This window comes from Dokdonella sp., from assembly GCF_035511235.1.
Taxonomy (GTDB): domain Bacteria; phylum Pseudomonadota; class Gammaproteobacteria; order Xanthomonadales; family Rhodanobacteraceae; genus Dokdonella.
Genome location: NZ_DATKFQ010000009.1, coordinates 166,571 through 180,089 on the forward strand (window position 1 = coordinate 166,571; position 13,519 = coordinate 180,089).

Below are 13,519 nucleotides of genomic sequence, written 5' to 3' on the forward strand. Positions count from 1 at the left end.
GCAGCCGGCCGGTTTGCGCGAGGTCCGCCGTTGCGGCGCTGCGGCGACCGCGTGGGCAGGCCGCCGCCGCACCGGCGCGATCCGCACCCGCATCAGCGGGCTTCGCGTCACCTGGGTGGTGCCGGCACCGTCGTGCACAAGCAGTGACGACGGCGGCATCTCAGCGCGGAGGATGGCGCGCGGCGAGCTCGGCGACCACGTCGGCCAGGGTCAGATCGCGACCGCGCAGCAGCACCAGCAGATGGAAGACCAGGTCGGCTGCCTCGGCGCGCAGTTCGTCGCGATCGCCGCCGACCGCGGCCAGCGCGGTCTCGACGCCTTCCTCTCCGACCTTCTGCGCCTGCCGCTTGGGACCGCGCGCGAACAGGCCGGCGACGTAGCTGGTCTGCGGATCGGCGCTGCGGCGCGTGTCGATCAGCGCCTCGAGCCGGTTCAGCCACGGATGCGCATCGCCGCCGCCGTCGAAGCAGCTGGCCGCGCCGGTATGGCAGGTCGGGCCGGCCGGCACTGCCTGGCACAGCAGGGTGTCGCGATCGCAGTCGAGCGCCAGCGAGACCAGCTGCAGCACGTGCCCGGAGGTCTCGCCCTTCTTCCACAGCCGGCCGCGGCTGCGCGAATGGAAATGCACCTGGCCGCTGGCGAGCGTCGCGGCCAGCGCCTCGCGGTCGGTGTAGCCGAGCATCAGCACGCGGCCGTCGTGCGCGTGCTGCACGATCAGCGGCGCCAGGCCGTCGCCCTTGTTCCAGTCGATCCGGTCGACGATCCCGCCGCTCACAGCCGCACCTCGATGCCGCGCGCGGCCAGATAGCGCTTCAGATCGCCGATGCGGATCTCGCCGCTGTGGAACACGCTGGCGGCGAGTGCCGCGTCGGCCTCGCCGCGCTCGAAGACCTCGGCGAAATGTTCGGGCGTGCCGGCGCCGCCGGAGGCGACCAGCGGCAATCGCGTCGCCGCGCGCACGGCCGCCAGCTGCGCATGCGCATAGCCGCCGCGCACGCCGTCGGCGCGGATCGCATTGAGCACGATCTCGCCGGCGCCGCGCTCGCCGATCTCGCGGACCCAGCCGAGCAGGTCGCGGCCGCTGTCCGATGCGCGGTCCGGACGGCCGCTGTCGGCGACCACGCGCCAGCTGCCGCGGTCCTCGCCGGCCGCGTCGACGTCGATGCCGATCACCACGCACTGGCTGCCGAAGCGGGCGGCCAGCTGGTCGATCAGGTCGGGCCGGGCCAGTGCCGGGCTGTTGACCGAGATCTTGTCGGCGCCGGCCGCCAGCACCTGTTCGGCATCGGCGACCGAGCGGATGCCGCCGGCGACGCAGAACGGGATGTCGAGCTCGCCGGCGACGCGCGCGATCCAGCCGGCATCGACGCGCCGGCCCTCGGGGCTGGCGGTGATGTCGTAGAACACCAGCTCGTCGGCGCCTTCCTCGGCGTAGCGGCGCGCCAGGTCGAGGATGTCGCCGACCACGCGATGGTCGCGGAAGCGGACGCCCTTGACGACGACGCCGTCGGCGACGTCGAGGCATGGAATCAAGCGGTGCGCGAGCATGCGGCGATCTCCTCCAGCGGCAGGCTGCCGTCGAGCAGGGCGGTGCCGGCGACGCAGGCGGCGACGCCGGTGGTGCGCAGCGCGGCCACGTCGGCGCCGTGCCGCACGCCGCCCGATGCGATCCAGGCCAGGCCCGGCCAGCGGCCGGCCAGCATCCGGTACAGCACCAGATTGGGCCCTTCGCCCATGCCGTCGTGCGCGATGTCGGTACTCAGCACGTGGCGCAGGCCCCGCTCGGCCAGCGCGTCCAGCAGCTCGGCGACGTCGGCGTCGCCGGCGGACTGCCAGGCGTCGACGGCCGGCAGCCAGCGCCCCTGCGCATCGCGCAGCAGATCGAGCGCCAGACACAGCCGCTCGGTTCCGAACGCGTCGAGCCAGGCGGCGAAGGTGTCGGGTTCGCGGATCGCGACGCTGCCGACGACGACGCGCGCGACGCCGGCCGCGAGCAGCGACTCGACATCGGCGCGGCTGCGCACGCCGCCGCCGGCCTGGACCGGCGTGCCGAGTGCGGCGATGCGCGCGAGCAGCGCGGTCTGCACCGGATGGCGCGCGCGCGCGCCGTCGAGGTCGACCAGATGCAGCCAGCGCGCGCCGGCCTCGACGTAGCGCCGTGCGAGCTCGACCGGATCGTGCGCGAACTGGCGGCTGCGTTCGAAATCGCCCTGGCGCAGGCGCACGACGCGGCCGTCGCGCAGGTCGATGGCGGGCACGATCAGCATGGCGTCGAGAAGAAGTTGGCCAGCACGCGGCGGCCGGCCGCTGCGGATTTTTCCGGATGGAACTGCACGCCGTGGACGGGACCGGCACGCACCGCCGACGCGAACGCCGTGCCGTAGTCGGTACGCGCCTGCAGCGTCGCGTCGACCGGCGCCGCATAGCCGTGGACGAAGTAGAACCAGGCGTCGGCGGCGATGCCGTCGAACAGCGCCGCTCCCGGCACGGCCCGTGCGCGGTTCCAGCCCATGTGCGGCCAGCGCGGTTCGGCTGGCAGGCGCCGCACGCGTCCCGGCAGCACGCCGAGGCATTCGGCGTCGTCCTCGTCGGAGCCCTCGAACAGCAGCTGCATGCCGAGGCAGATGCCGAGCAGCGGCTGGCCGAGCCTGCGGATCAGGCGGTCGACGCCGCGCGCGCGCAGTCCGCGCATCGCGTGCCCGGCGGCGCCGACACCGGGCAGGATCACGTGGCTGGCCGCACCGACGCGGGACGGATCGTCGCTGACCTCGGCCTCGACGCCGATCCGCGCACAGGCCTGGCGCAGCGAACCGAAGTTGGCGCCGCTGCCGGGAATGATGACCGCACGGACGTTCACGCCAGCACGCCCTTGCTGCTCGGCACGCCGCCGGCTTCACGCGCGATCGCCTGCCGCAGCGCGCGGCCGACTGCCTTGAAGCAGGCTTCGATCATGTGATGCGTGTTCTCGCCGCGCACGCGCAGGTGCAGGTTCGCGCCGAGGGCATCGCACAGGCTGCGGAAGAAGTGCGGCACCAGCTCGGTCGGCAGGACGCCGACCGCCTCGCGCGGGAAGCCGCCGTCGAACACGAAGTACGGACGCCCCGACAGGTCGATCGACACCTCCGCGAGGCTCTCGTCCATCGGCAGCGTGAAACCGTAGCGGCCGATGCCGCGGCGATCGCCGAGCGCCGCGCGCAGCGCCTGGCCGAGCGCGAGCGCGCAGTCCTCGACGGTGTGGTGCTCGTCGATGTGCAGGTCGCCGTGGCAGCTCAGGCGCAGCGCGAAACCGCCGTGCACGCCGAGCTGCTCGATCATGTGATCGAAGAAGCCGAGGCCGGTGGCGATCTCGGGCCGCGCGGCGTGGTCCAGGTCGAGTTCGACCACGATCCGGGTCTCGCGCGTCGTGCGCTCGACGCGGCCGAGCCGCGGCGCGTCGAGCAGCGCATGCGCGATCGCCGCCCAGTCGCCGTCGGCACCCAGGCGCAGACCGCGGATGCCGATGTTGCGCGCGAACTCCAGGTCGGTCTCGCGGTCGCCGATCACCGCGCTGCGCGCGCGGTCGAGCGCGCCGTCGCCGAGGTAGTGGCGGACCAGGCCGATGCCGGGCTTGCGTGTCGGCGCGCCGTCCTCGGGGCGATGCGGATCGATCAGGATCTCGCGGAACGTGATGCCTTCGCCGGCGAGGATGTCGAGCAGCAGCAGCTGCGGCCCGGCGAAGTCGGCATGCGGGAAGCTCGCCGTGCCGAGGCCGTCCTGGTTGCTGACCATGACCAGCTGATAGCCGGCCTCGACGCAGCGGCGCAGCGCCGAGATCGTGCCCGGCACCAGGCGGAACTTCTCGTAGCGGTCGATCTGCTCGTCCGGCGGCTCGACGATCAGCGTGCCGTCGCGGTCGACGAACAGGATCTTCGGCGCGCTCATGCCAGTGCCTCCAGCAGGGTCTCGTTCTCGTAGGGACTGCCGACGGTGATGCGCAGGCAGTCGGCGAGGCCCGGTTGCGCCGAGACGTCGCGCAGCACGACGCCGGCGGCCAGAGCGCGCTGCAGCGCGGCGGCGCCGTCGGCGAAGCGCGCCAGCACGAAGTTGGCCGCCGACGGCCAGACCGTGCGAACGTCCGGCCGTGCGGCGAGCGCGTCGGCGAGCTGCCGGCGTTCGCCGACCAGGGTCGCGATGCGCGCCCGCGTGCGCTCGAGCGCGCCGGGTTCGAGCGCGGCGATCGCCGCGGCCACGCACGGCAGCGGCAGCGGATACGGCGCGGCGATGCGGCCGATGAAGCGCGCCACGTCCGGATGCGCGATCAGGCTGCCGACACGCGCGCCGGCCAGCGCATGCGCCTTGGACAGCGTGCGCAGCACGACCAGGTTGTCGTGGCGGTCGAGCAGGGCGGTCGCGCTCGGGATGCCGGCGAACTCGATGTAGGCCTCGTCGACGACCAGCAGCGCACGGTCGGCCAGCGCGTCGGCGAGGAAGCCGATGACGTCGTGGTGCAGCTCGCCGGTCGGGTTGTTCGGCGAGCACAGCACGACCAGCTTGGTATCGGCGTCGACCAGCGCCAGCAGCCGCTGCGGATCGAGTGCGAAGCCGTCGTCTGGATTCAGCGTCAGCGCGCGGTACTCGGCGCCCTGCAGCTGCGCGCCGATGCGGTACATGCCGAAACTCGGCGCCAGGCCGACCACGTTGTCGCGGCCGGCACGGCAGAAGCCGCGCAGCAGCAGGTCGATCGCCTCGTCGCTGCCGCGCCCGGTCCACAGCCGGTCCTCGGCGACGCCATACAGTGCCGCGAGGTCGCTGCGCAGTGCGAGCGGCTGCGGATCGGGATAGCGGTTGAGCGCGGCCGTATCGCCGTCGTCGGCCCACGGCGATTCGTTGGCATTGAGCCGGATCGCGCCGACCAGACCGCTGCGGCGCGCCGATGCGTACGGTACGAAGGCGGCCAGGTCCGGCCGCGCGCGCGCGAGCGGGCTCATGCCGTCACCGCCTGGCGCTGCGGCAGCGCGGCCAGGCGCAGATCGACCGCGCGGGCGTGCGCCTCGAGCCGTTCGGCGCGCGCCAGCAAGGCCGCGTCGGCGCCGATCGCGGCGAGTCCGTCGGCACTGAGTTCCTGCACGTAGACGCGGCGCAGGAAGCTGTCGACGCCGACGCCGCTGAACGCGCGCGCGAAGCCGAGCGTCGGCAGTACGTGATTGGGGCCGGCGCAGTAGTCGCCGAGCGTTTCCGGCGACCAGGCGCCGAGAAAGATGCTGCCGGCGGCCGACAGCCGCGGCAGCAGCGCGCGCGGATCGCGCGTCTGCACGATCAGATGCTCGGGCGCGTAGCGCTCGGAGACGGCGATGGCCTCGTCGAGGTCGCCGACCCGGATCAGCCGCGCATGCGCCAGGGCCGCCTCGGCGATCGCGCGGCGCGGCAGTGTCGCGGCCTGCCGCTCGACCGCGGCGGCGACCTCGCGCAGCAGGACGGGGCTCGGGCTGACCAGCACCACCTGCGAATCGGCCCCGTGCTCGGCCTGCGCGAGCAGGTCGGCGGCGACGAAGTCCGGATCGGCGCCGTCGTCGGCGATCACCAGCACTTCCGACGGACCGGCCGGCATGTCGATCGCGGCACCTTCGGGATCGGCGGCGACCTCGAGCTTGGCCTGCGTGACCCAGGCGTTGCCGGGACCGAACAGCTTGTCGCAACGCGGGACGCTGTCGGTGCCGTAGGCCAGCGCGGCGATCGCCTGCGCGCCGCCGAGCTTGAACACCTGCGTGACGCCACACAGGCGCGCCGCGGTCAGGATCACCGGATCGGCGCTGCCGTCGGCGCGCGGCGGCGTCGCCAGCACGATCTGCGGGCAGCCGGCCAGATGCGCCGGTACCGCCAGCATCCAGACCGTCGAGGGCAGCGGCGCGCTGCCGGCCGGCACGTACAGGCCGACGCGGCCGATCGGACGGATCAGCTGCTCGCAGCGCACGCCCGGCGCAGTGTCGGCGCGCAATGCGCGTGGCAGCTGGGCGGCGTGGAACGTGCGTACACGCTCGATCGCGCGCTCGATCGCGGCGCGCAGACCGGCATCGACGGCCGCCTCGGCCGCCGCGAACTCGGCCTCGCCGACCGCGAAGTCGGCCAGGTCGCAACCATCCAGCCGTTTCGTGAGCGTGCGCAGCGCAGCGTCGCCGTGCGCGCGCACCTCGGCGAGGATCGCGCGCACGCGCTCGAGCTGCTGCGGGTCGCGCACCTGGCGCGGACGGGCCAGCGCCGCGTCGCGCTCGGCCGGTCCGAGCGCGCGCCAATCGAGGATTCTCATGCCAGCATCCGCTCCACGTTCAGCACCATCAGACCGCGCGCGCCGAGCCGCTTGAGGTCTTCCAGGTGCTGCCAGTCCAGCGCGCCGTTGCACAGGGCCTGCACGGCGATGTCGTCGGGCAGTCCGTCCAGGCTCAGCACGCTCGGCGATTCGCGCATCGGCAGCAGGCGCGTGATCGCCGCCAGCGCGGTACGCGGCGCCTGCATCATCAGCAGGCGCGCGCCGTCGCTGGAGCGGGCGCCCTCGATGCGTGCGCACAGCCGCTCGATCTGTTCGGCGCGCAGGCCGGTCTGCGGCAGCGGTCCGGCGGCGAGCACGGCTTCGCTGCGCAGGATCGTGTCGATCTCGTGCAGCTGGTTGGCGGCCAGCGTGGCGCCGGAGGACACCAGATCGCAGATCGCATCGGCCTTGCCGAGCCGCGGCGCGATCTCGACCGAGCCGTTCAGCACGACCACGTCGGCGCGGATGCCGTTGCGCGCGAGCCAGTCGCCGACCAGGGCCGGATACGAGGTCGCGATGCGCAGGCCGTCCAGATCGCCGATCGAGGCGATCGCGCCGCCGTCGGGTGCGGCCAGCGACAGCCGGCAGCCGCCGAAGCCGAGAGCCTGGCGCTCGGCCGGCAGCGCGGCGCCGGCCGGCGCGCCGAGGCGATACTCCTCGAGCACGTTGCGGCCGACGATGCCGAGCTCGCAGCTGCCCTCGACGAGCAGGCCGGGAATATCGTCGTCGCGGACCAGCAGCACGTCGATCGGCAGGTTCTCGCCGTAGAGGAACAGACGGTCGCGGCTGGCGCGAAACGCCAGACCGGCGCGCCCGAGCAGCGACAACGAAGCCTCGGCGAGGCGGCCGGATTTCTGCACCGCCACGCGCAGGCGGTCACGCGGCGCGATCATGCCGGACTCCTCGCCGACGCTTCGGCCGCGCGCGGTGCCGGCCGGTCCAGCTTCAGACGCTTGGCCGCCAGCCGGTAGCCGCCGGCGCCTTGATCGAGACAGCGCGCGACGCGGCCGATCGTGGTCACGCTGACCGCCGTGTTCTCGTGGATTTCGCGATACGGCTCGCCGGCGATCAGATGCGGGACCACGCACCAGCGGTCGCGCATCGCCTCGCGCTCGGCCGGCGTGCACAGATCGTCCAGGAAGGCGCGCATCTCCTCGACGCTGCGCAGCGCGAGCAGCGCCTCGCAGAGCGAGCGTTCGGCGTGCTCGGAGTCGAGCGAGGGGGTGATCGGGCGACGTTTCATTGCATTGATGTAATAGCGTGTTAGTGCGTCATGGTATCGGCCTGCATCCGTTGCGGTCAATCCCCCGGGTGCGGCGTCGTTACGCTGCCCGGGCCGGCGGCATCCGGGCGGCGGTGTTCATATGTCCCGCAATACCGGTAGGATCGACTCCGGGTCAGTCTTGCCTGGGGGGAGCTGGGTGACTACCGTCGAGAATAGGGATGATTCGTCCACTGAGAGCCTGCAGGGCGTCCTCGAGCGGATCGCCGCAGGAGACCGGGCGGCCGAAGCGGCGTTGCTCGCTAGGTTCCAGCGTGGTGTGCGCGCACTGGTCGTGCGTCATTGCCGTCCGGGGGACGTCGTGGTCGACGACATTGCTCAGGACGTGCTCAGCGCCGTCCTGGTCCGCGTACGGGAAGGCGGCATTCGGGATGCGCAGACATTCCCTGCCTACCTCCAGACGATGATCGTGCGTGCGACGACCGCCGAGTATCGCAAGCGGCGGGCACGCGGCGAATCACTGCCGATCGACGTGGCGGACGGTTTGTCCGATCGTTCCGATCCCCCCGCCGACCTGGACTCGCAGCGCATGGCTGCGCAGTTGCGAAATCTCATCGCCGATCTGCCGGTCGCGCGAGACAGGGCACTGCTGAGCCGCTTCTATCTGGAGGAGCACTCCAAGGAAGACATCTGCCTCTCGATGGGGATAGCCGATGATCATTTTCATCGCGTGGTACACCGGGCTCGGGTCAGATTCCGGGCCTTGCTGGCGCAGGCCGGCATCGTCTCGCTCGCGGGGCGAGACAAATGAGGCACTCGCCGCTCCTGACTGGCAAGGGGCATCGGCAACGGTCGGCAGGAGGACGTTGTGACTGAAACCCCGACGACGACCGCCATGTCGTCCTGGTTGGAGGAGGCATGGCTTGCCCGCTATCTCGATCGCGCATTGTCCACGGACGAGCGCGACTGGTTCGAGGCGTACATGCTGGACAAGGCTCACTTGATCGAACAGGTGGAGGTCGACAACGCGCTGCGCGATGCGGCCCATGTCGCCGCGCCGCTGTCGGTGGCGCCGGACAGGCCGGCTGAACCGGGAGCTCCGCCTTCGCGATCGCCGCGACGCAGCCTCGCACGCGCGCTGGCGCTGGCCGCCAGCTTCGTCCTCGGCGTCGGTTTGACCTGGATCGGTTTCGATCGTCTGCCGCACGGCGTGCCGGCTTCAAATCCCACCCGCATCGTCTATGACACGCTGCGCGCGCAGGCCAGCGAACCGCTGATCGAGCGTGGCGATCCGGACTCCCCCTGGATCATCGTCGATATCGCCATTCCGAGCGGCGCGCAGATCCTTTCCGCGAAGGCCGTGGTCGGCGGAGATTCGACCGTGTTGCGAATCCCGACGGTTTCCTCCGAGGGCTTCGCAACTTATCTGCTGCCCGCTCAATGGCAGGGCAGGTCGAAGTTGCGCTTCGGTCTTCGCCTGCTCGGAAACACCGAGGAAACGGAGCTCGAACTGGTGTTCTAGGAGATGATATGAACGTCCCAAGTGCGACGAATGCGAAACGCGTGGTTGCAGATGGTGTATCGGACGAGAAAGGGATGTATCCGGCTGTCAAGATTACCGGCGGAACCTCGCTGATTCTCGGGACAGGAGTAGCCATTGCTCCACGCTGGATTCTGACTGCATCCCATCTCTTTCGGGGCCCGCATTTGCGAGTTCGGGTCAAGAGTTGGTGCGGCCGCGATGATGTCGCGGTGAAGGCAATTCATTGGCAAGACATTTCCTACGTGTTTCCATCACGCACGCATGTGGGAGAACCGCCGCACTGGCCGCGAAATGTCGATCATCTGCGAGGCGAGTGTGATCAACCCGTCCTCCTTGAGCTGGAGGAGGATCTGGGGTTGGCGAACTACGCGCAGCTCGGGGGCGGGTACAGGACGGGCGAAGAACTCCGCATCGTAGGTTATGGGATCGACGGCACGGGCAACTACAATGCCGACGAGATAGCCACTATTGCGCGGATGGTGGGTGTGGATGCCGCTCAGTCTCAATTCGGCCGGTGTCGCTCCGATCCACGGGTTGCCCCTGATGAAGACATGCCCCGTCACGACGACAGTGGCGCACCGGTTTTCAAGGCGGATACTTTGGATGTCATAGGGATACATTCATCGCGCGACTGGTCGAGGCTTGCCGGTGCGCCGCAGGAAACCGAGACGGCACAGTTCATCCTGATCACGGGACCGATACGCGACTGGGCGATCAGGCATGTCGAACAGGGATCGAGAGAGCCGCGGGATGCAGCTCGCAGGCCACGCAGGTTCGTACTCCGCCGTTTGCACGCCTGCCTCACGCTGACCGATTGCGAAAAGAGCCTTGATGGAACGTGGCATCTCAGCGTGCCCTCGGGAAACCCGTCCGTGCTCAGGCTCTGCGATCGAATCCAGATCGCCAACGGGGAATTCAGACTCTATCGGTGCAACGCCAAGGTACCTGTCTACCAGTGTAAGGTCCAATTGGGCGGTGACGGCCAGGTACCCGACGCTTGGCTTCATGGTGTCGATAAACCAGGCTCCAATCGAGTGGAGTTCTATATTTTTCGCCGTAGCGATGGCCTGCTGCCGGTCGCATCAAGCAGCGGCACCATTCAGTACGAAATCAAGAGGCGCCTGCACGTCGAGGTGTTCAAAGGCGATTCGCCTCACGACACGCCCGATGGAAATCTCGAGCTCGGTGGTGCCGTGCTCGATCCTCTCGAGATGCCGCGTTGTACCGGATGCCTGAGTTCGGGGAAGCTCCTCGCGGAGGTCGACGATCAGGACGATGAGGGCGACGCCTACGAGGGATAGCGTGAGCCGCCGGAGATGGATTCTGGCAGCGGTCGCGGTTGCAACCGTGACGACGGTGCGTGTCGACGCAGCGGATCTGCACCAGCGCTGGCCGCTCGACTGCGGCAGCGACGGCGTGCTGCGGGACCGCTTCGTTCCGGCGCAGGGCGTTCTGGACATCGATGTCCAGGCGCCTGCCGGCGCCGTGCTCGTGATCGAGGAGCGCGGCCGCGATCTGGATATCCGCTCCGGGCCCGATGCGGCTTTCGAGGCGATCTCGACACGTCCGCCGCGGCTCGGGCTGTGGGCGGGTGCGCGCAGCGTCCAGGTGAAGCGCAGCGGTGCTCCGGGAACGGAGGCGCCGCTGCGCGCGACCCTGCACTGCACACCCGATGCGGCACACGCCGGCCTGCCGGCGTGCAGCGCCGCAGCCGCTGCGCTGGCCGCGAAGGGCGGCGCCCTGCCGCCCGACCTGCTCGCCGGCACGCCGTTGTGCCGCGCCTTGCTGCAGCACGGACTGGCGACGTTCGCGTCGCGGTCCGGCTCGCCCGCCGAAGCGGCACGCCTCTATACGGACGCCATCGACAGCTGGCGTGCTGCCGGCGATGCATCGCGCGAGGGCGCCGGCTGGCTCGGTCTGACCGAACAGCGCCTTCGTCTGGCCGACCACCGAGCCGCGCTCGTCGCGGCCGAGCGAGCAGGTGAGCTGAGCGAGCGGGATGGCCTTCCGTACTTCGCCGCGCGAGCGCGGGCTCAGGCATGTCTCATTCACGGCTATCTGGGCGATCCGCGCCGCGCATCCGACTGTCTGGGACCGCTGCCGGACGCGTTCATGGCGATGGGGGAACCTGGAGAAGCCGCCAACACGTGGTACAGCCTCGGTCTGCTGGCGGCCGATGCCGGTCGGGTCGACGAAGCAGAATCCGCGGCGCGACAGGCGCTGGCGATCGCGCCGAGTGCGATCACGCCGATCGTCCGCGGCAGGTTGCTGCAGTTGTCGGCGCGACTCGCGCTCGAAGCCGGTCGTATCGACGAGTCGATCGCCGCGATCGGCGGCGCAATCGCGGCTTTTGAAGCGGCCGGTGATCTACGCTGGCAAGGCAATGCGTATCTCTTTGCTGCGGAATTGCACCATGGCCTCGGCGCAGACGCGGAGGCGCGCGTCTTCGCCGAGGCGGCGGTGCAGCGATTCAATGGCGCTCAGGCACCTGCGCGTCTGGCGGCCGCACTTCTGGTACAGGCGCGTATTCTCGCCGCGCGGGACACCGAGGCCGCATGGCGGGCGACACAGCGTGCTCGCGCGCTCTATGTCCAGGCACAGATGCCGATGCAGATCGTGGAGGCAGACGTCACCGCACTGAGATTGCAGGCGACCCCGGAAGCCGAGCGTGCGGTGGCCGATGCGCTGGCCTCGCTGCCGGCTCGCCGCGCGGACCAGGCGCGGCTCGCACTCGCGGCAGCGGCCCTGCGGCGCGGTGATCGAGTCGCCGCCGGCGCCGAGCTGGGAAGGCTGTCCGATCGGTCCTTGCCGCTGGCAGCGGCGCTGGACCGCGATCTGCTGCGCGCTCGCCTGATGATCGATGAGGGTGCAGCTGCCGGAGCCTTGAGTCTTCTGGAGCGCGCCATCGATGCCCTGCACGCCTTGGTGCGCCGCGCCGGAACGCCGGGTCTGCGCTACGCGCTCGCGCGCAGGCTCGCGCTGCTGCGGCGAGCGTGGGTGGATGCGTATCTGGCCGATCCGGCTGCGCGCCCGGGCTTCGAGGCTGCTTGGAGCGTCCTGGCGCGGACGCAGGTCACCGCGCTGTTGGGCCACGGCACTGCCGCCGCCTCGGTCGCGGGAGGCAGCGTGGATCGCGCACTGGCCGATGCGCTCCTGGCGCCGGAGGATGAGACGGCCGAGCGCGACTTGAGCGTGCAGCGCGAGCTGATGCGCTTCTACGCCGAGCGTCTGAGCGTGGCGCCGACTGCCTCCCCGGTCGAACGCTGGGTCGATGTCGGTCGCGCGTTGGCGCCCGGTCAGGTCTGGATCGCCTTCGCGCTCGGAGAGCACGGGGCGATCGCGCTGAAAGCCACGTCGGATGGGGCGTCGCTGCATCGCCTCGAGAGCGCCGAGGCGATCCGTCGCTCATCGCTGGCCCTGCGAGAGGCGCTGTCGTCGCCGACGGGATCGGTCGCTGCTATAGAAGCCGAAGCGCGAAATTTGGGTGAGCGGCTGTTTCCGGATGGTGTCGACGCCTCCGCCACGCAGCTGTGGGTCATGGCCGACGACGCGCTGGCATCGGTTCCTTGGGCGTTGCTGCGTATGCCCGGCCACGCCGGTCCGTTGATCGAGCGTATGGCCGTCAGCACGACATCCGGTATCCCGGTATCGCGTGCCTGGGCGCGCGAGCCGCCGGCTCTGACCGCGCTGGTCGCATCACTGAGCGAGGCTCGTCACGAGGAACTGGCGCCGTTGTTCGGCGCCGAACAGGAGCCGCGACTGATCGCGGGCATCGTGCCGGACATGCCGGTGACCGTGATGACAGGAGCCGATCTGGACGAAACCACGCTGCTCGAAGCGTTGGCCGCTGATGCGAACTGGGTGCATGTGGCCGCACATGGGATCCATCGAGAGGGCTTGCCGGGCTATTCGGGTCTGTGGCTGGCGCCGGTTCAAGCCGATGCGCCGCTGCGCTTCATCGGATGGCTCGCACTGGCCGACACGCCGCTTCATGCCGGACTGGTCGTCCTCAATGCCTGCCAGCTCGCGCAGGCCGACGACCTGCCGGACGGTGGCGTCGATTTCGCAACCGCTCTGGTGTCGGCCGGCGTGGCCCATGTCGTCGCCGCTCGCTGGACCATCAGCGACGCCGCCTCGGCGCAGTGGGTGCCCGCCTTCTACGCTGCCTTGAATGCCGATCGGGAAGCCGGTCCGGCTTTCGCACTGCGTGCCGCGCAGTTGCGGATGCGCGCCGGCCGTGCATTCCGTCACCCGTATTACTGGGCATCTCTGGTGCATCGGCAGCAGTCACGTTAGCGAATCGGTCAGAGAGGGCGGTGCGTATGACCCGGCTTCGACCTCACGTGTGAACGAGCCGGCCCGCTGTCGGTCGACGTCCCGTCGGCTGCACGCGCGCGTCGAGCGAAAGCCGGCCCATCGTGGCCGGCATTTCTCGAGACCGATCGCGCCGGCTGCCCGATGCTCCGACGGG

General features: G+C 70.4%; 13 protein-coding genes. 4 read left to right on the top strand and 9 right to left on the bottom strand.

What is annotated here, in order from left to right; all coding sequences use genetic code 11:
* Positions 1–160: 160 nt before the first annotated feature.
* From hisIE to VMR06_RS04905, 9 genes are read right to left on the bottom strand one after another with little or no spacing between them, the layout of a single operon-like run.
* Positions 161–775, bottom strand: coding sequence for a bifunctional phosphoribosyl-AMP cyclohydrolase/phosphoribosyl-ATP diphosphatase HisIE (gene hisIE, locus VMR06_RS04865; protein WP_325373597.1), 615 nt, complete (start codon positions 773–775; stop codon positions 161–163).
* Positions 772–1,548 (bottom strand): imidazole glycerol phosphate synthase subunit HisF, encoded by a 777-nt coding sequence (gene hisF, locus VMR06_RS04870; RefSeq protein ID WP_325373599.1) that lies wholly within the window; start codon positions 1,546–1,548, stop codon positions 772–774. The genes hisIE and hisF overlap by 4 nt, the downstream gene beginning before the upstream one ends.
* Positions 1,530–2,267: a HisA/HisF-related TIM barrel protein gene (locus VMR06_RS04875; protein WP_325373601.1), complete on the bottom strand. Its 738-nt coding sequence runs from the start codon at positions 2,265–2,267 to the stop codon at positions 1,530–1,532. The genes hisF and VMR06_RS04875 overlap by 19 nt, the downstream gene beginning before the upstream one ends.
* The gene (gene hisH / locus VMR06_RS04880; RefSeq protein WP_325373603.1) at positions 2,261–2,857 is read right to left on the bottom strand and encodes an imidazole glycerol phosphate synthase subunit HisH; all 597 of its coding nucleotides are present in this window, start codon (positions 2,855–2,857) and stop codon (positions 2,261–2,263) included. Before hisH ends, VMR06_RS04875 begins: the two co-directional genes overlap by 7 nt.
* Positions 2,854–3,921, bottom strand: a complete 1,068-nt coding sequence (hisB, locus tag VMR06_RS04885; protein WP_325373605.1) for a bifunctional histidinol-phosphatase/imidazoleglycerol-phosphate dehydratase HisB — start codon at positions 3,919–3,921, stop codon at positions 2,854–2,856. Before hisB ends, hisH begins: the two co-directional genes overlap by 4 nt.
* Complete coding sequence (gene hisC, locus VMR06_RS04890; RefSeq protein WP_325373607.1) at positions 3,918–4,967, bottom strand: histidinol-phosphate transaminase; 1,050 nt, start codon at positions 4,965–4,967, stop codon at positions 3,918–3,920. Before hisC ends, hisB begins: the two co-directional genes overlap by 4 nt.
* The gene (hisD, locus tag VMR06_RS04895; protein ID WP_325373609.1) at positions 4,964–6,283 is read right to left on the bottom strand and encodes a histidinol dehydrogenase; all 1,320 of its coding nucleotides are present in this window, start codon (positions 6,281–6,283) and stop codon (positions 4,964–4,966) included. Before hisD ends, hisC begins: the two co-directional genes overlap by 4 nt.
* Positions 6,280–7,176, bottom strand: coding sequence for an ATP phosphoribosyltransferase (gene hisG / locus VMR06_RS04900; RefSeq protein ID WP_325373611.1), 897 nt, complete (start codon positions 7,174–7,176; stop codon positions 6,280–6,282). The genes hisD and hisG overlap by 4 nt, the downstream gene beginning before the upstream one ends.
* Complete coding sequence (locus tag VMR06_RS04905) at positions 7,173–7,526, bottom strand: YerC/YecD family TrpR-related protein (protein ID WP_325373613.1); 354 nt, start codon at positions 7,524–7,526, stop codon at positions 7,173–7,175. The genes hisG and VMR06_RS04905 overlap by 4 nt, the downstream gene beginning before the upstream one ends.
* A 178-nt stretch (positions 7,527–7,704) precedes the next feature.
* Between VMR06_RS04905 and VMR06_RS04910 the strand changes: the two genes are divergently transcribed.
* Genes VMR06_RS04910 through VMR06_RS04925 form a run of 4 tightly spaced genes read left to right on the top strand, consistent with a single transcriptional unit; the run spans position 7,705 to position 13,344 of the window.
* Positions 7,705–8,316, top strand: coding sequence for a sigma-70 family RNA polymerase sigma factor (locus VMR06_RS04910; RefSeq protein WP_325373615.1), 612 nt, complete (start codon positions 7,705–7,707; stop codon positions 8,314–8,316).
* 57 nt (positions 8,317–8,373) lie between these two features.
* Positions 8,374–9,027, top strand: a complete 654-nt coding sequence (locus VMR06_RS04915) for a hypothetical protein (protein WP_325373617.1) — start codon at positions 8,374–8,376, stop codon at positions 9,025–9,027.
* An 8-nt stretch (positions 9,028–9,035) separates the two neighbouring features.
* A complete protein-coding gene (locus tag VMR06_RS04920) occupies positions 9,036–10,349 on the top strand; it encodes a hypothetical protein (RefSeq protein ID WP_325373619.1) in 1,314 nt (437 codons plus the stop codon).
* A gap of 46 nt (positions 10,350–10,395) precedes the next feature.
* Positions 10,396–13,344 carry a CHAT domain-containing protein gene (locus VMR06_RS04925; RefSeq protein ID WP_325373621.1) on the top strand — a complete coding sequence of 983 codons (2,949 nt, stop codon included), beginning with the start codon at positions 10,396–10,398 and terminating at the stop codon, positions 13,342–13,344.
* The last annotated feature ends 175 nt before the right edge of the window (positions 13,345–13,519 follow it).